Origin of the sequence: Hydrogenophaga borbori, from assembly GCF_003417535.1 — a bacterium.
Taxonomy (GTDB): Bacteria; Pseudomonadota; Gammaproteobacteria; order Burkholderiales; family Burkholderiaceae_C; genus Hydrogenophaga; species Hydrogenophaga borbori.
This window is the reverse complement of record NZ_QVLS01000001.1, coordinates 150927-167519: the sequence shown is the minus strand read 5'-3', so window position 1 is coordinate 167519 and position 16593 is coordinate 150927. Positions and strand designations below refer to the sequence as shown.

Annotated in this window: 13 protein-coding genes; 5 read left to right on the top strand and 8 right to left on the bottom strand. The window is 70.1% G+C overall.

All coding sequences use genetic code 11. The annotated features are described in order from the left end of the window. The first annotated feature begins 39 nt into the window (after positions 1 to 39). On the top strand, positions 40 to 1647 hold the full coding sequence (locus tag DY262_RS00810; protein ID WP_116957108.1) for a 4-hydroxyphenylacetate 3-hydroxylase family protein: 1608 nt from the start codon (positions 40 to 42) through the stop codon (positions 1645 to 1647). Positions 1648 to 1792: 145 nt separating this feature from the next. After that, positions 1793 to 2269, top strand: a complete 477-nt coding sequence (locus tag DY262_RS00805) for a C40 family peptidase (RefSeq protein WP_116957107.1) — start codon at positions 1793 to 1795, stop codon at positions 2267 to 2269. A gap of 49 nt (positions 2270 to 2318) precedes the next feature. On the opposite strand, the gene DY262_RS00800 is transcribed toward DY262_RS00805, so the two are convergent. The 7 genes from DY262_RS00800 to aceE all read right to left on the bottom strand — a co-directional run bounded on the left by DY262_RS00800 (position 2319) and on the right by aceE (position 11893). Continuing rightward, positions 2319 to 3041 (bottom strand): 2OG-Fe(II) oxygenase, encoded by a 723-nt coding sequence (locus tag DY262_RS00800; RefSeq protein ID WP_245980759.1) that lies wholly within the window; start codon positions 3039 to 3041, stop codon positions 2319 to 2321. Further along, positions 3038 to 4108 carry a bifunctional DNA-binding transcriptional regulator/O6-methylguanine-DNA methyltransferase Ada gene (gene ada, locus DY262_RS00795; protein ID WP_220377545.1) on the bottom strand — a complete coding sequence of 357 codons (1071 nt, stop codon included), beginning with the start codon at positions 4106 to 4108 and terminating at the stop codon, positions 3038 to 3040. Before ada ends, DY262_RS00800 begins: the two co-directional genes overlap by 4 nt. A gap of 2 nt (positions 4109 to 4110) precedes the next feature. Then, complete coding sequence (alkB, locus tag DY262_RS00790) at positions 4111 to 4755, bottom strand: DNA oxidative demethylase AlkB (protein ID WP_116957105.1); 645 nt, start codon at positions 4753 to 4755, stop codon at positions 4111 to 4113. A 2-nt stretch (positions 4756 to 4757) separates the two neighbouring features. Further along, complete coding sequence (locus DY262_RS00785; RefSeq protein WP_116957104.1) at positions 4758 to 5471, bottom strand: 2OG-Fe(II) oxygenase; 714 nt, start codon at positions 5469 to 5471, stop codon at positions 4758 to 4760. 124 nt (positions 5472 to 5595) lie between these two features. Continuing rightward, on the bottom strand, positions 5596 to 7461 hold the full coding sequence (gene lpdA / locus DY262_RS00780; protein ID WP_116957103.1) for a dihydrolipoyl dehydrogenase: 1866 nt from the start codon (positions 7459 to 7461) through the stop codon (positions 5596 to 5598). Positions 7462 to 7471: 10 nt separating this feature from the next. Beyond that, the gene (gene aceF, locus DY262_RS00775; protein WP_116957102.1) at positions 7472 to 9154 is read right to left on the bottom strand and encodes a dihydrolipoyllysine-residue acetyltransferase; all 1683 of its coding nucleotides are present in this window, start codon (positions 9152 to 9154) and stop codon (positions 7472 to 7474) included. 15 nt (positions 9155 to 9169) lie between these two features. Continuing rightward, on the bottom strand, positions 9170 to 11893 hold the full coding sequence (gene aceE, locus DY262_RS00770; RefSeq protein ID WP_116957101.1) for a pyruvate dehydrogenase (acetyl-transferring), homodimeric type: 2724 nt from the start codon (positions 11891 to 11893) through the stop codon (positions 9170 to 9172). A gap of 169 nt (positions 11894 to 12062) precedes the next feature. Here aceE and DY262_RS00765 point away from each other — a divergent pair, with 169 nt between their 5' ends. The 3 genes from DY262_RS00765 (at position 12063) to folD (ending at position 16160) form a co-directional block, all read left to right on the top strand. Next, the gene (locus tag DY262_RS00765) at positions 12063 to 14600 is read left to right on the top strand and encodes a PAS domain-containing sensor histidine kinase (RefSeq protein ID WP_116957100.1); all 2538 of its coding nucleotides are present in this window, start codon (positions 12063 to 12065) and stop codon (positions 14598 to 14600) included. Beyond that, complete coding sequence (locus DY262_RS00760) at positions 14597 to 15223, top strand: response regulator transcription factor (RefSeq protein WP_070400015.1); 627 nt, start codon at positions 14597 to 14599, stop codon at positions 15221 to 15223. Before DY262_RS00765 ends, DY262_RS00760 begins: the two co-directional genes overlap by 4 nt. A gap of 73 nt (positions 15224 to 15296) precedes the next feature. Beyond that, positions 15297 to 16160: a bifunctional methylenetetrahydrofolate dehydrogenase/methenyltetrahydrofolate cyclohydrolase FolD gene (gene folD, locus DY262_RS00755; RefSeq protein WP_116957099.1), complete on the top strand. Its 864-nt coding sequence runs from the start codon at positions 15297 to 15299 to the stop codon at positions 16158 to 16160. On the opposite strand, the gene DY262_RS00750 is transcribed toward folD, so the two are convergent. Continuing rightward, complete coding sequence (locus tag DY262_RS00750) at positions 16148 to 16588, bottom strand: DUF4149 domain-containing protein (RefSeq protein ID WP_116957098.1); 441 nt, start codon at positions 16586 to 16588, stop codon at positions 16148 to 16150. The genes folD and DY262_RS00750 overlap by 13 nt on opposite strands. Positions 16589 to 16593 lie beyond the last annotated feature (5 nt).

Here is a 16593-nt window from a genome sequence, read left to right as displayed (position 1 = left end):
TTCAACGGCAAAGCCGGCCCATACACAGGAGACAAACGCATGAACACCATGGCCCCCCCGCCAGCGCTGATGACCGGCGCCGACTACCGCGAGTCGCTGCGGCGCTACCGTCCCCGGGTGAGCGTGGACGGGCGCTGGGTGGACAGCGTGGCCGACGACCCGGCGCTGCGGCCCGGCATCAACGCCGTGGCCCTGACCTACGACTTCGCCCACCAGCCGAAGTACGCGCCGCTGATGACGGCCACGCAGCACACCAGCGGGCGCACGGTGAACCGCATGACCCATCTGTCCACCAGCGCGGGCGACCTGCTGAACAAGCTGGAGGCGGTGCGGCTGATCTGCCAGGAAACCGGTTGCGCCCAGCGCTACCTCACCCACGACGCGCTGCACGCCATCGCCCAGCTCAGCGCCCGGCTGGACGACGCCAGCGGCGGGCGTGAACGCGGCGATCGCTTCCTGGCCTACCTGCACCGCGTGCAGGACCAGGACCTGACCCTGGGCGTGGCCATGACCGACGCCAAGGGCGACCGCAGCCGCCGTCCGCACCAGCAAGCCAACCCCGACACCTACGTGCACATCGTCGAGCGCAACGCCAGGGGCATCGTCATCAGCGGCACCAAGGCCATCGTCACGGGCGCGCCCTACATGCACGAGCTGCTGGTCATGCCCTGCCGCAACATGGGCGAGGCCGACGCCGACTTCGCCGTCTGCTGCGCCGTGCCGGTGGACGCCGAAGGCCTGACCATCGTGGCCCGGCCCGCGGGCCGCCCCGGCGAACGGCTGGAGCACGGCGACGCCCTCTTCTCGCGCCGCTTCGGCCAGAGCACCGGCGTGTGCCTGTTCGACCGCGTCTTCGTGCCCTGGGAGCGCGTATTCCTGGCCGGCGAGTGGGACCACTCGGGCCACCTCACCTACAGCTACGCCACCCACCACCGACAGACCTGCATCGCCGCCCGCGCGGGCTTCGGCGACCTGCTGATCGGCGCCGGCGCGCTGATGTGCGAGGCCAACGGCTTCGACCCCGGCGCCGAAAGCCACCTGCGCGAACAGATGGTGGAGCTGATCACCATCGTGGAAGGCTTCTACGCCTGCGGCGTGGCGGCCAGCGTCTACGGACGGCGCGACGAACACGCCGAGGTCTTCATGCCCGACCCGGTGTTCGCCAACATCGGCAAGCTGCTGCTGGCCACCAAGATCTACGACATGCACCGCCTCGCGCACACGGTGAGCGGCGGCCTCATCGTCACCCTGCCCGGCCCCGACGAGGACCACAACCCCGAGACGGCGGGCCGGCTGTCCGACGTGCTGCGCGCCAGCCCGGACGTGCCCTACGAGCAGCGCATCCAGGCCGCGCGCTTCATCGAAGACCTCACCGCCGGCTACCAGGGCGGCTGGTACAGCGTCATCAGCCTGCACGGCGGCGGCTCGCCGGCCGCCATGAAGCAGGAAATCTGGCGCCACTACCCGGTGGGCGACAAGGTCGACCTGGTGGAACGCCTGCTCGAGCGCGGCCTGAGCGCCGATCCGGCGCGCGCCATCACGCGCAACCGCCAGCCCGGCCGCTGCTGCGACAGCGGCTGCACCCAGCCCGGCCAGCCCATGATGGTGAGCTTGCCAACGAATACCAAAGCAACAAAATCGGCCTGAATCAAGCAGTTACAAGGCTTTTTTCAGTTGACGGGAGAGGTGGCAGCCACTACCCTCCACGCCCATGCGCCGCTGGCTCCCCCTCCTCCTTCTTGGCTGTTCGGCCGTGGCACAGGCCACGCCGCCCAGCGGGAGCTGGGAAAACATGGAGTCCATGCTCGCCGAAAAGGGCTTCATCAGCCGCCTGGGCGAGCAGGTTCAGCAGGCCGGCGCCACCGCCAGCCAACAGGCCTCCAGCCTGGTGATCAACGCCCTGGCCTTCCTGGGCGTGCCCTACCGCTACGGCGGCAACTCCTTCGACACCGGCTTCGACTGCAGCGGCTTCGTGCGCGCCGTGTACGAGCAGTCCATGGGCAAGCTGCTGCCGCGCCGCTCCGACGAGCAGGCCGCCGCCACCCAGCCCATCGAGCGCAGCGAACTGCAACCCGGCGACCTGGTGTTCTTCAACACCCTGCGCCGCTCCTTCAGCCACGTGGGCATCTACATCGGCGACGGCAAGTTCGTGCACTCGCCGCGCGCCGGCGCCCAGGTGCGGGTGGAGGACATGCGCGTGGCCTACTGGAACAAGCGCTTCAATGGCGCGCGCCGCGTGCCCGAAGGGGCCGCCCCCAGCCAGCCCTGAGGCCGGCGGGGCCACGGTGCACTGAGGCGCGCATCGCCGCCCCGTGGCCTCAGGGGGCGGCGGGGAAGTCCAGCGCCAGGCCGATGCGCTCGCCCCGGCGCACGCGGCCGATGGCGTGCCGCATCCGCACCCGGTAGTGGCCCCGGCTGCCCTGGAACGGGCGCTGGTCCGTGGCGATGATGGCCGCGTCGCCCAAGCGCAGCGGCAGCACCAGCGGGCGCGACTGCATGCGCGGGCGCTGCTCGGTCATCACGAAGTCGCCGCCCTCGAAGTCCTGGCCGGGCTGCGACAGCAGCACGACGAGCCGCAGCGGCAACCCGGCGTCGCCTGCCGGGCCCGGGTGCAGCAGCACCTCGTCGCCGGCCCCGAGCCGGCTGAGACAGCACGGCCACCGCGCCGGCCCCGCCCGCCGCGGGCCCAACAGACGGTCGTCCAGCGCCGCCGGGTAGCGGCCATCGAGGCCCAGGGTCTCGTTCCACCGGTTGGCGATGCCCGCCAGGGGCAGGTAGAGCGCGGCGCGCCAGGCCTCCAGCGGCGCCGGCAGGGGCCCGTCCATGCCCAGCGCCTCGCCGCGCCCCAGGCCGAGGGCGGCCAGCGGCACGCGGGCGGTGGCCGCGGCGGCGAGCCGCTGCGCCAGGCCGCGCGCCGCGTCGGCGCCCAGCCAGCCGGGCAACAGGGCGTGGCCCTCGCTGTCCAGCTGCGCCGCGAGGGCGGCCCAGTCCAGGCGGTCGACGGCCGCGTCGACAGGCGCCGTGGCGCGCGGCCCGGTCACGCCTGGGCCTCGCGGCGCAGCAGCTCGCGTTTGCGGTCCACGCCCCAGCGGTAGCCGGCCAGGTCGCCATCGCGCCGCACCACGCGGTGGCAGGGAATGGCCACGGCCAGGCGGTTCGCGCCGCAGGCCTGCGCCACGGCGCGCACCGCCCGGGGCGAGCCGATGCGCTCGGCGATCTCGGTGTAGCTCGCGGTCGTGCCCGGCGGGATCTCGCGCAGGGCGCGCCAGACGCGCTCCTGAAAGGCCGTGCCCCGCACGTCCAGCGGCAGCCGCAGACCGATCGCGGGCGCTTCGATGAAGCCCACGACCTCGGCGATCCAGCGCTCGAACGCGGCGTCGCCGCCGATGAGCCGGGCCCGGGGGAACTGGTCCTGCAGCTCGCGCACCAGTGCCTCCGGGTCGTCACCCAGCAGGATGGCGCAGACGCCGCGCTGGCTCTGGGCCACCAGGATGGCGCCCAGCGAGCACTGCCCCACCGCGAAACGGATCTGCGCCCCGGCGCCGCCGGCCCGGTAGTCGCGCGCCCGCATGCCCAGCAACTGGTCGGCGGCCTCGTAGAAGCGGCTGTTGGAGTTGAAGCCCGCGCCGTAGATGGCGTCGGTGATGGACGCCTGGGGCGCGGCCAGTTCCTCGCGCAGCCGGCGGGCGCGGTAGGCCGAGCCATAGGCCTTGGGCGTCAAGCCCGTCTCCGCCTTGAACAGGCGGTGGAAGTGAAAGGGGCTCATGCCGAGCTCGGCCGCCAGGCCGTCCAGCGAGGGCGGCGTCTGCGCGGCCTCGATGAGCCGGCAGGCGCGCGCCACCCGCTCGGCCCGCGCGGCCGCCGCGCGGGTCTGGTCGCCCTGGGCGCGGCGGCTGGGTCGGTAGCCCGCCGCCTCGGCGGCGTCGGCCGAATCGAAGAAGGCCACGTTCTCGCGCCGGGGCCGCCGCGCCGCCGAGCTGGGCGGGCCGTACACGCCGGTGGTGCGCACGGCATAGACGAAGTGCCCATCGGCGGCGGCCTCGCGGGCCTGCACCGCGGCCCAGCGCTCGTCCTCGGTGCGGTAGGCGACGGTGATGCTGGCGTTCATGTTCATCCTGCCCGGCGGAAAGTGAGGTTGATGCGCTGCGGGCCCAGCACGGCGTGGGCCCCATCCTTGAGCGGTGACACGCCGTGGAAGCGCAGCCGATCGGGGCCGCCCCACACCACCACGTCCCCGTGGCGCAGCGGCAGCTTGAGCGTCGGGTCGGTGCGCGCCTGGCCGCCCCACAGAAACGTGGCCGGCAGGCCCAGCGAGACCGACACGATGGGCGCCGAATGGTCGCGCTCATCGCGGTCCTGGTGCAGCGACAGCCGCGCGCCGGGCGCGTAGCGGTTGACCAGGCAGGCGTCGGGCGCGAAGCCCTCGAAGCCCACCGCGGCCGCCGCTTCGTTCGCCAGGCCGGCGAAGGCCGGCGGCATGGCCGGCCAGGGCGTGCCGCGCTCGGGATCGATGGCGCTGTACCGGTAACCCCGGCGGTCGCTGGTCCAGCCCAGCTCGCCGGCATTCGTCATCGCCACCGACATGGTGAAACCGCCTGGCGTCACCAGGTGACGGAACGGCGACACCGCCTCGATGGCCGCGATGGCGGCCAGCAGCTGCGGCACGCACGGCAGCGCGAAGCCGTGCAGCAGCCAGGCGCCGGGCCCCAGGCGCTGCTGGCGCTCGCCCGGCTCGAACAGATCCATCGTTTCCATGCTCAGCCCGCGTCGTGGAAGATGAGGCCCACCGTGTGCCGCAGGCCCGCGTGGACGCGGCCGACGCCGTGCCGCATGGCCAGCCGGCGCACGCCGCGCCGGCCCGAGGCCGGCCGCTGATGGACGGTGAACACCACCGCGTCGCCCTGGTCCAGCGGGACAACCTCCGCGCGCTGGCCCTCGCCCGATCGCTCGGTCATGACGAATTCGCCGCCCTCGAAGTCCCGACCGGGCCGCGACAGCAGGATGGCCACCTGCAGCGGGAAGACCAGCTCGCCATACAGGTCCTGGTGCAGGCAGTTGTGGTCGCCCTCGCCGTACCGCAGGATCAGCGGCGTCGGCCGCGTCTGGCCGGCCGCGTGGCAGCGCCGCAGAAAGCTGTCCAGCCTGTCCGGGTAGCGCGTGGCCAGGCTCAGTTGGTGGCTCCAGCGGTTGGCGATGGGCGCCAGCCGGGGATACAGGGCGTGGCGCAGCTCCTGCAACAGGGGCGGCAGCGGGTAGGCGAAGTACTTGTACTCGCCGCGCCCGAAGCCGTGCCGCGCCATGACCACCCGCGAGCGGAAGCCCTCCTGGTGCGGGTAAAGCGCCGCGAGGGCCTCGCACTGCGCCGCCGTCAGCAGGCCGGGCAGCACGGCGTGGCCATGGGCGTCGAGCGACGCTTCGATGCCCACCCAGTCGTGGGGCGCGGCGGGGTCCTGAAGGGCGGCGCTTGGCATGGGTCCAGTGTAGGAAGCCCCGCCGGCCAGGACACTCCGCTCCTTGCGCTTGAATTGCCTCCGCCCCAAAAAAAAGCCCCCGGCGGTTCAGCGGCCGGGGGCTTTTTGTTCGCAGCGGGCCGGCTCAGCGCCGCGGCGGGGGCACGTCCGTGCAGCTGCCGTGCGCCACCTCGGCCGCCAGGCCGATGCTCTCGCCCAGCGTGGGGTGTGGATGGATGGTCTTGCCGATGTCCACCGCGTCCGCGCCCATCTCGATGGCCAGTGCGATCTCGCCGATCATGTCGCCCGCGTGCGTGCCCACGATGCCACCGCCCAGGATGCGTCCGTGGCCGTGCGCCTCGGGCGAATCGTCGAACAGCAGCTTGGTGAAACCTTCGTCGCGGCCGTTGGCGATGGCGCGGCCCGAGGCGGTCCAGGGGAACAGGCCCTTCTTCACCTTGATGCCCTGCGCCTTGGCCTGGTCCTCGGTGAGACCCACCCAGGCCACCTCGGGGTCGGTGTAGGCCACGCTGGGGATGACGCGCGCATTGAAGGCGGCAGCGGCCAGGTCGGCCTTGCCCTGCAGCTCGCCCGCGATCACCTCGGCCGCCACATGGCCCTCGTGCACCGCCTTGTGCGCCAGCATGGGCTGGCCCACGATGTCGCCGATGGCGAAGATGTGCGGCACGTTGGTGCGCATCTGGATGTCGACGTCGATGAAGCCGCGCTCGGTGACGGCCACGCCCGCCGCGTCGGCGCCGATCTTCTTGCCATTGGGGCTGCGGCCCACGGCCTGCAGCACCAGGTCGTAGGTCTGCGGCGCGGGCGCGTTCTCGCCCTCGAAGCTCACCTCGATGCCCGCCGGCGTGGCCTTGGCCGCCACCGTCTTGGTCTTCAACATGATGTTGTCGAAGCGCGGCGCGTTCATCTTCTGCCAGACCTTCACCAGGTCGCGGTCGGCGCCCTGCATCAGGCCGTCGAGCATCTCCACCACGTCCAGGCGCGCACCCAGGGTGCTGTAGACCGTGCCCATCTCCAGGCCGATGATGCCGCCGCCCAGGATCAGCATGCGCTTGGGCACGCCGGCCAGGGCCAGCGCGCCGGTGCTGTCGACCACGCGCGGGTCCTCGGGCATGAAGGGCAGGCGCACGGCCTGGGAGCCGGCCGCGATGATGGCTTTCTGGAAGGCCACCACCTGCTTCTTGCCGGTCTTGTCCTGGCCCGCGCCCTCGGTGAGTTCCACGCCCAGGTGATGGGGGCCGACGAAGCTGCCATAACCGCGCAGCACGGTGACCTTGCGCATCTTGGCCATGGACGACAGACCACCGGTGAGCTTGCCGATCACCTTGTCTTTGTGGCCGCGCAGCTTCTCGATGTTGACCACGGGGCGGCCGTACTCGATGCCATAGCCGGCCAGGTGGTTCACCTCGTCCATGACCGCAGCCACGTGCAGCAGCGCCTTGGACGGGATGCAACCCACGTTCAGGCAGACACCGCCCAGCGTGGCGTAGCGCTCCACCAGCACCACCTTCAGGCCGAGGTCGGCCGCGCGGAAGGCGGCCGAGTAGCCACCGGGGCCGCCGCCCAGCACGACGACGTCGCACTCCAGGTCGGCGGCACCGGCGTAGGCCGGGGCGGCGGGCGTGGCCGCGCGCGGGGCCGGCGCGGGGCCGGCCGCGGCGGGCGCGGCGGGCGCGGCGGGCGCGGCGGGCGCGGCGGGCGCCGCGGGCGCGGGTGCCGGCGACACCGAGGGCGCCGGCGCGCTGGCCGCGCCCTCGCCATCGATCACCGCGAGCAGGTCGCCGACGTTGAGCTTGTCGCCGATCTTGACCTTGAGCTCCTTGAGCACGCCGGCCGCCGAGGACGGGATCTCCATCGAGGCCTTGTCGCTCTCCACGGTGATGAGCGATTGCTCGAGCTTGATGGTGTCGCCGGGTTTCACCAGCACCTCGATGACCGCGACGTCCTTGAAGTCGCCGATGTCCGGGACCTTGATGTCCATGAGAGGCATGTCGGTCTCCTTACAGCAGCACGCGGCGGAAGTCCGCCAGCACCTGGCCCAGGTACGCGTTGAAACGCGCGGCGGCCGCGCCGTCGATGACGCGGTGGTCGTACGACAGCGACAGCGGCAGCGTCAGGCGCGGCACGAACTGCTGGCCGTCCCACACCGGCTTCATCTGGCTCTTGGACAGGCCGAGGATGGCCACCTCGGGCGCGTTGATGATGGGCGTGAAGTGCGTGCCGCCAATGCCGCCGAGCGAGCTGATGGAGAAACAGCCCCCGGTCATGTCGGCCGGGCCCATCTTGCCGTCGCGCGCCTTCTTGGCCAGATCGCCCATTTCCTGGCTGATCTGCAGGATGCCCTTCTTGTCGGCGTCCCTCAGCACGGGCACCACCAGGCCATTGGGCGTGTCGGCCGCGAAGCCGATGTGGAAGTACTGCTTGTAGACCAGGGTGTCGCCGTCGAGGCTGGCGTTGAACTCGGGGAATTTCTTCAGTGCCGAGACCACCGCCTTGATCACGAAGGCCAGCATGGTGACCTTCACGCCGGACTTCTCGTTCTCCTTGTTGGTGGCCACGCGGAAGGCCTCCAGCTCGGTGATGTCCGCCTCGTCGTTGTTGGTGACGTGCGGGATCATCACCCAGTTGCGGTGCAGGTTGGCGCCGCTGATCTTCTTGATGCGCGAGAGGTCCTTGCGCTCGACCGGGCCGAACTTCGTGAAGTCGACCTTGGGCCAGGGCAGCAGGTCCATGCCCACGCCGCCGCCACCGGCCGGGGCCTTGGCGGCCTGGGCCTGCGTCTGCGCGCTGCCGGCCATCACGGCCTTGGTGAAGTTCTGCACGTCCTCGAGCGTGATGCGGCCTTTGGGGCCGTTGCCCTTGACCTCGGCCAGCGGCACGCCCAGCTCACGCGCGAACTTGCGCACCGAGGGCGAGGCGTGTGGCAGGCCCACAGGCGGCACGGTGGGGTTGTGCGCGGGCGCCTGGGCCGGCGCGGCCGAGGGCGCGGCCGAGGGCGCCGCCGCGGCGGGCGCCGGGCTGGGCGCCTGGGTCGGGGCGGGAGCGGCGGCGGCCGGCGCGGGGGCCGGCGCCTGCGCGGGCGCGCCCGTGGCGGCCGAACCTTCCAGCACCGCGATCAGATCGCCGATGTTGAGCTTGTCGCCCACCTTGACCTTGAGCTCCTTGAGCACGCCGGCCGATGACGATGGAATCTCCATCGAGGCCTTGTCGCTCTCCACGGTGATGAGCGACTGCTCGACCTTGACCGCGTCGCCGGGTTTGACCAGCACCTCGATCACCGCGACGTCCTTGAAGTCGCCGATGTCGGGCACGCGCACCTCGACCGGGCCGGCAGGCGCCGCTGCGGCGGGCGCGGCGGCCGGCGGCTGCGCGGGCGAGGCAGCGGGCGCCGGTGCGGCTGCGACCGGCGCCGGTGCGGCCGCGGCGGGCGCCGGCGCGGCGGCGGCATCGGCCTCCAGCAGCACCACCACCGAGCCCTGCTTCACCTTGTCGCCGAGCTGGACCTTCAGCTCCTTCACCACCCCCGCGTGCGAGGACGGAATCTCCATCGAGGCCTTGTCGCTTTCCACCGTGATGAGCGACTGCTCGGCCTTCACGGCGTCGCCGGGCTTGACCAGCAGCTCGATCACCGCCACTTCGTCGAAATCCCCGATGTCCGGGACCTTCACTTCAATACTTGCCATGTCGGTCTCCGGTGCTCAGGCGTGGAGCGGGTTGATCTTGTCGGCCTTGATGCCGTACTTCTTGATCGCCTCGGCCACCTTGGCCGCCGGCAGCTTGCCCTCGTCGGCCAGCGCCTTCAGCGCGGCCAGCACGATGTAGTGGCGGTTGACCTCGAAGTGCTCGCGCAGCTTGCTGCGGAAGTCGCTGCGGCCGAAGCCGTCGGTGCCCAGCACCTTGTAGGTGCGGTCCTTGGGCACGAAGGGACGGATCTGCTCCGCGTAGTTCTTCATGTAGTCGGTGGAGGCAATCACCGGGCCCGTGGTCTTGGCGAGCTGCTCGGTCACGAAGGCCGTGCGCGGCTTCTCGGTGGGGTGCAGCAGGTTCCAGCGCTCCACGTCCTGGCCGTCGCGCGTCAGCTCGTTGAAGCTCGGGCAGCTCCAGATGCCGGCGGCCACGCCCCAGTCCTTCTCCAGCAGCTCCTGCGCGGCGAACGCCTCGCGCAGGATGGTGCCGCTGCCCAGCAACTGCACCGTGGGCGCGTCCTTCTTGAGCGCGGGCGCCTGCTTGCACAGGTACATGCCCTTGATGATCTGCTCCTCGGTGCCAGGCTGCAGGCCGGGCATGGGGTAGTTCTCGTTGAGCAGCGTCAGGTAATAGAAGACGTTTTCCTGGCGCTCCACCATGCGCTTGAGACCGTGGTGCATGATCACCGCCACCTCGTGCGCGAAGGTCGGGTCGTAGCTCACGCAGTTGGGAATGGTGCCCGCCATGATGTGGCTGTGGCCATCCTCGTGCTGCAGGCCCTCGCCGTTGAGCGTGGTGCGCCCCGAGGTGCCACCCAGCAGGAAGCCGCGCGCCTGCATGTCGCCCGCCGCCCAGGCCAGGTCGCCGATGCGCTGGAAACCGAACATCGAGTAGTACACGTAGAACGGCACCATGATGCGGTTGTTCGTCGAGTACGAGGTGGCCGCGGCGATCCAGCTGGCCATGCCGCCGGCTTCGTTGATGCCTTCCTGCAGGATCTGGCCGGCCTTGTCTTCCTTGTAGTACATGACCTGGTCTTTGTCGACCGGGGTGTACAGCTGGCCCTTGGGGTTGTAGATGCCGATCTGGCGGAACAGGCCCTCCATGCCGAAGGTGCGCGCCTCGTCCACGAGGATGGGCACCACGCGCGGGCCCAGGGCCTGGTCGCGCAGCAGCTGCGTCAGAAAACGCACATAGGCCTGGGTGGTGCTGATCTCGCGGCCTTCGGCCGTGGGCTCCAGCACCGCCTTGAAGGTCTCCAGCGCCGGCACGGTGAAGCTCTCGCTGCTCTTGGCGCGGCGGTGCGGCAGGTAGCCGCCCAGGGCCTTGCGGCGGTCGTGCAGGTACTTCATCTCCGGCGTGTCATCGGCCGGCTTGTAGAACGGGATCTTGGGCAGCTCGCTGTCCGGGATCGGGATGTTGAAGCGGTCGCGCATGTAGCGGATGTCATCGTCCGACAGCTTCTTGGTCTGGTGGGCGGTGTTCTTGCCCTCGCCGGCCTTGCCCATGCCATAGCCCTTGACCGTCTTGACCAGCAGCACCGTGGGCTGGCCCTCGTGGTGGAAGGCGCGGTGGAAGGCGGCGTACACCTTCTGGGCATCGTGGCCGCCGCGGCGCAGCGCCCAGATGTCGTCGTCGCTCATCTTGGACACCAGCTCCAGCGTGCGCGGGTCGCGGCCGAAGAAGTTCTTGCGCACGAAGGCGCCGTCGTTGGCCTTGAAGGCCTGGTAGTCGCCGTCCAGCGTGTCCATCATGACCTTGCGCAGCGCGCCGTCCTTGTCGCGCGCCAGCAGGGCGTCCCACTCGCTGCCCCACAGCAGCTTGATGACGTTCCAGCCCGAGCCGCGGAACTCGCCTTCCAGCTCCTGGATGATCTTGCCGTTGCCGCGCACCGGGCCGTCCAGGCGCTGCAGGTTGCAGTTGACGACGAAGACCAGGTTGTCGAGCTTTTCGCGCGCCGCCAGGCCGATGGCGCCCAGGCTCTCGGGCTCGTCCATCTCGCCGTCGCCACAGAACACCCAGACCTTGCGCTGGGAGGTGTCGGCGATGCCGCGCGCGTGCAGGTACTTGAGGAAACGCGCCTGGTAGATCGCCATGAGCGGCCCCAGTCCCATGGACACGGTGGGGAACTGCCAGAACCCGGGCATGAGCTTGGGGTGCGGGTAGCTGGACAGACCCTTGCCGTCCACCTCCTGGCGGAAATTGAGCAGGTGCTCCTCGCTCAGGCGGCCTTCCATGAAGGCGCGGGCGTAGATGCCGGGCGCGCTGTGGCCCTGGATGTAGAGCAGATCGCCGCCGTGCTTGCCGCCGTTGTCGGTGTCGTCGGCGTGCCAGAAGTGGTTGAAGCCGACCGCGAACATGTGCGCGAGCGACTGGAAAGAGCTGATGTGGCCACCCAGGTCGCCACCGTCGGCCGGGTCCAGGCGGTTGGCCTTCACGACCATGGCCATGGCGTTCCAGCGCATGTAGGCGCGCAGCCGGCCTTCAAGCTCCAGGTTGCCCGGGTTGCGGGCCTCTTCACCGGGCTCGATGGTGTTGACGTAGCCCGTGGTGGCCGAGAACGGCATGTTCACACTGTGCTGGCGGGCCTCTTCGAGGAGCTGTTCCAACAGGAAGTGCGCGCGCTCGGGGCCTTCTTTCTCGATGACGGCGGCCAGCGCCTCCATCCATTCCCGCGTCTCCTGGACGTCGTGGTCCACGGCGCCCGCGCCGCTGTTCGTGTCGTTCGCTGACATCGCTGTCTCCTGATGTGTGAAGGCGAGCTTAAGGAGCCCGTTCGGTGAAGTCTCGAATTCTTCCACAGCGGCCCGGGCATTTCAATATGCGCCTATTGATTTCTTTATATGAAATTCAAGACGGGGACCGGCCATGACACCATTTCCTCTCACGTAGACTCCTGCGGCCATGTCACATACCCCCCCTGCCACCACCCCGCCGTGGTGGAAACGCTGGTGGCGCCGGCTGCCACCGTCGCGGCAGGACCGCTTCGCCACGCTCGGCCCGCTGCTGGCGGTGCTGCTGTTCCTGGCCGCCATCGTGGTGGCCATCGCCTACCTGCGCTTCGAGGAGATCGACCGCGAGCGCGAGGCCGTCACGCGCGACGTCGAGTACGCCCAGCAGCGCCTGCGGCTGCGGCTGCTGGAACGCCAGGAGCAATTGATGCGCCTGGCCCGCGAGATCGACAACCAGGCGCTGGACACGGAGGAGTTCGCCTTCCAGGCCGAGACCCTGGTGAGCCAGTTTCCCGAGCTGCTGGCCATCACCTGGGTGGACAGCCGCCGCCGCGTCTTGTCGGGCTACACCTCGCCCAGTGCGCCCGTCGCACTCATGCGCAGCGTGGGCAGCTCGCTCTCGCCGTCCGAGACCGACGGCAGCTTCGACCTCGCGCGCGACCTGCGCCAACCGATCTACTCGCGCCCGCTCGCCGACAACGACCCGCGCAGCGCGCGCCTGATGCTGCACGTGCCGCTGTCCGAACAGGGCCGCTTCGCCGGCACGGTGATGGGCGAGTACTCCGTGGACGGCCTGATGCGCTTCGGCATGCCGCCGGAGATCATGGCGCGCTACGCCGTGGCCCTGCTGGACGACAGCGGCACCGTGCTGGCCGGCAGCCTGCAAACGGCCGAGCCGGTGCTGTCCTTCCTGCCCTGGTCCACGCCCTCGCTGGAGCACGAGGTGCCGGTCTCGCCCGTGGGCAACGGCCTGATCCTCAAGGCCCAGGGCTACCGCACCTCGCAGGACATCGTGGGTTCGGGCTTTGTCGGGGTCATCGGCGCGCTGTCGGCGCTCACGGTGTGGATGCTGATCGGCACCTGGCGCCACACGCGCCGGCGCGTGCAGGCCCAGCAGGCCCTGGTGGCCGAGACCAATTTCCGCCGCGCCATGGAGAACTCCATGCTCACCGGCATGCGCGCGCTGGACATGCAGGGCCGCATCACCTACGTCAACCCCGCGTTCTGCTCCATGACGGGCTGGACCGAGGCCGAGCTGGTGGGCCGCACCGCGCCCTTTCCCTATTGGCCCGAGGAGGACCACGAGCTGTTGCACGCGCGACTGGAAGACGAGCTCAACGGCCGCTCCACGCCCGGCGGCTTCGAGGTGCGCGTGCGCCGGCGCAACGGCACGGTGTTCGACGCGCGCATGTACGTCTCGCCGCTGATCGACCCGAAGGGACACCAGACCGGCTGGATGACCTCCATGACCGACATCACCGAGCCCAAGCGCATCCGCGAGGAGCTGTCGGCCTCCTACGAGCGTTTCACCACCGTGCTGGAGTCGCTGGACTCGGCCGTGTCCGTGGCGCCGCTGGGCAGCGAGGAGCTGCTGTTCGCCAACAAGATGTACCGGCTGTGGTTCGGCACGCGCGGCCAGGGCCACCGCCACCTGGTGGACCTGGCGGGCAACCAGCCCCAGCCCAGCATGGACGACGCCGACCCGGTCGATGCCTTCGCCGGCATGCCCACCGGCACGCTCACCGACGCCGGCGTGGAGAACGCCGAGGTCTTCGTGCAGGAACTCGACCGCTGGCTGGAGGTGCGCACGCGCTACCTCACCTGGGTGGACGGGCGCCTGGCGCAGATGGTGATCGCCAGCGACATCACGCCGCGGCGCGCCGCCGAGGAACAGGCCGCGCGCCAGACCGAGCGTGCCCAGACCGCCAGCCGCCTCATCACCATGGGCGAGATGGCCTCCAGCGTGGCGCACGAGCTGAACCAGCCGCTCACCGCCATCAGCAACTATTGCACCGGCATCATTTCGCGCCTGCAGGAGCAGCGCATCTCACCCGAGGAAATGCTGGTGGCGCTGGACAAGACCGCGCGCCAGGCCCAACGCGCGGGCCAGATCATCCAGCGCATCCGCGCCTTCGTGAAACGCAGCGAGCCCAACCCCACGCTGTCGGACGTGGCCCAGATGGTGAACAACGCCATCGAGCTGGCCGACATCGAGCTGCGCCGCCAGCAGGTGCGGCTCACGCCCTACGTGGCCGCGCGCCTGCCGGCGCTGATGGTGGACCCGATCCTGATCGAGCAGGTGCTCATCAACCTGCTCAAGAACGCGGGCGAGTCCATCGTGCAGGCGGGCCGCCCGCTGGGCGAACGCCTGGTCGAACTGCGCGTGGCGCCGCGCCAGCTCGACGGCGAGGGCGTGGTCGAGTTCGAGGTGCGCGACTCGGGCAAAGGCGTGCCCGACGAAATGATCGAGCGCATCTACGAGGCCTTCTACAGCACCAAGAGCGAGGGCATGGGCATCGGCCTCAAGCTGTGCCGCAGCATCGTCGAGTCGCACCACGGCCGGATGCGGATGGAGAACCTCTACAATGGCACCGAGGTGACGGGGTGCTGTTTCAGCTTCTGGATCCCCGTCGCGCCGCGACTTCAACCCCAGGGTTCGTCGGACACTGCCGCCAACGAACCACTGACGGACACCGAGAGAGCGAGATGAGCCTGATCCCCAAAAAGGGCACCGTCTATGTCGTCGATGACGACGAGGCCGTGCGCGATTCCCTCCAGTGGCTGCTCGAGGGCAAGGACTTCCGGGTTCGCTGTTTTGAATCGGCGGAGGCCTTCCTCTCCCGGTACGACGCCCGCGAAGTGGCCTGCCTCATCGCCGACATCCGCATGGGCGGCATGACCGGCATGGAGCTGCAGGACCGCCTGGTCGAGCGCCAGTCCCCCTTGCCCATCGTCTTCATCACCGGCCACGGCGACGTGCCCATGGCGGTCGAATCCATGAAAAAGGGCGCGCTGGACTTCATCCAGAAGCCCTTCAAGGAAGACCAGCTGGTGGCCCTGGTCGAGCGCATGCTGGAACACGCGCGCGAGGCCTTCACCACCCATCAGCAGGCCGCCAGCCGCGACGCCCTGCTCTCCAAGCTCACCGGCCGCGAATCGCAGGTGCTCGAGCGCATCGTCGCCGGCCGCCTGAACAAGCAGATCGCCGACGACCTGGGCATCAGCATCAAGACGGTGGAGGCGCACCGCGCCAACATCATGGAAAAGCTCGGCGCCAACACGGTGGCCGACCTGCTCAAGATCGCCCTGGGCCAGACGCCCGCGAAAGCCTGACCCCACAGCCTCCCACCAACGCCCGCCACCTTGGCGGGCGTTTCGTTTTCCCAGCCTTCACTCTCTTGCAGCCATGACCGCCCAGCTCATCGACGGCAACGCCCTCTCCCGCCAACTCCGCGCCGACGTGGCGCAACGCGTGCAGGCCCTGCGCAACCGCGGCCTCACGCCCGGCCTGGCCGTCATCCTGGTCGGCGACAACCCGGCCTCGCAGGTCTACGTGCGCAACAAGGTCAAGGCCTGCGAGGACACCGGCATGCACTCGGTGCTGGAAACCTGGCCTGCCACGCTGAGCGAGGCCGAGCTGCTGGCGCGCGTGCAGGCGATGAACAACGACCCCACCATCCACGGCATCCTGGTGCAACTGCCGCTGCCCGCGCACATCGACGCGCAGAAGGTGATCGAGGCCATCTCCCCCGCCAAGGACGTGGACGGTTTTCACGTGGCCAGCGCCGGCGCGCTGATGACCGGCCTGCCCGGTTTCTGGCCCTGCACGCCGCATGGCTGCATGAAGATGCTGGAGCACATCGGCTACGAGCTGCGCGGCAAGCACGCGGTGGTGATCGGGCGCAGCAACATCGTGGGCAAGCCCATGGCGCTGATGCTGCTGCAGGCCAACGCCACCGTCACCGTCTGCCACAGCGGCACGAAGGACCTGGCGGCCTTCACGCGCCAGGCCGACGTGGTGGTGGCCGCCGTGGGCAAGCGCAATGTGCTCACGGCCGACATGGTCAAGCCGGGCGCCGTGGTGATCGACGTGGGCATGAACCGCAACGAGGCCGGCAAGCTCTGCGGCGACGTGGACTTCGACGGGGTCAAGGACGTGGCCGGCTGGATCACGCCCGTGCCCGGTGGCGTCGGGCCCATGACCATCACCATGCTGATGGTGAACACGCTCGACTCGGCCGAGCGCCAGGCCGGCGTTCAGGCCGGCTGATCGCCCCCGACGGGCCGGGGCCGGCCCAGGCACCACAGCAGGGCGCCGCTGCACAGCCACTGGCCCAACACCAGCGCGCTGCCCACGCCGTGCCAGAGCTTGAGGTCGCCGCCGCTGGCGCGCGCGCTCACGATCTTCTGCGCCACCCCGTACTCCTGCAGCACGGCCAGGGCCATGGCCACGCAGATCAGGGCCAGCGCGGTGCGGGCCATCGGCGACGGCCCCCCCTGGCGCACCAGGATCAGCAGCACCAGGCCGATGACCAGGCCCGCCTGGCATTGCAACGAGAACAGCTTCGCCGCCACCGGCCCGGCCACAGCCGGGTTGCCCAACGAAGCGAACAGCGTGGGCACGGCCAGAAAGCTCAAGGCCGTGATGCCGCCCCACCAGAGGGCGGCCAGCATCAGCGCGGGGCGTTGCAGGCGCATGGTCC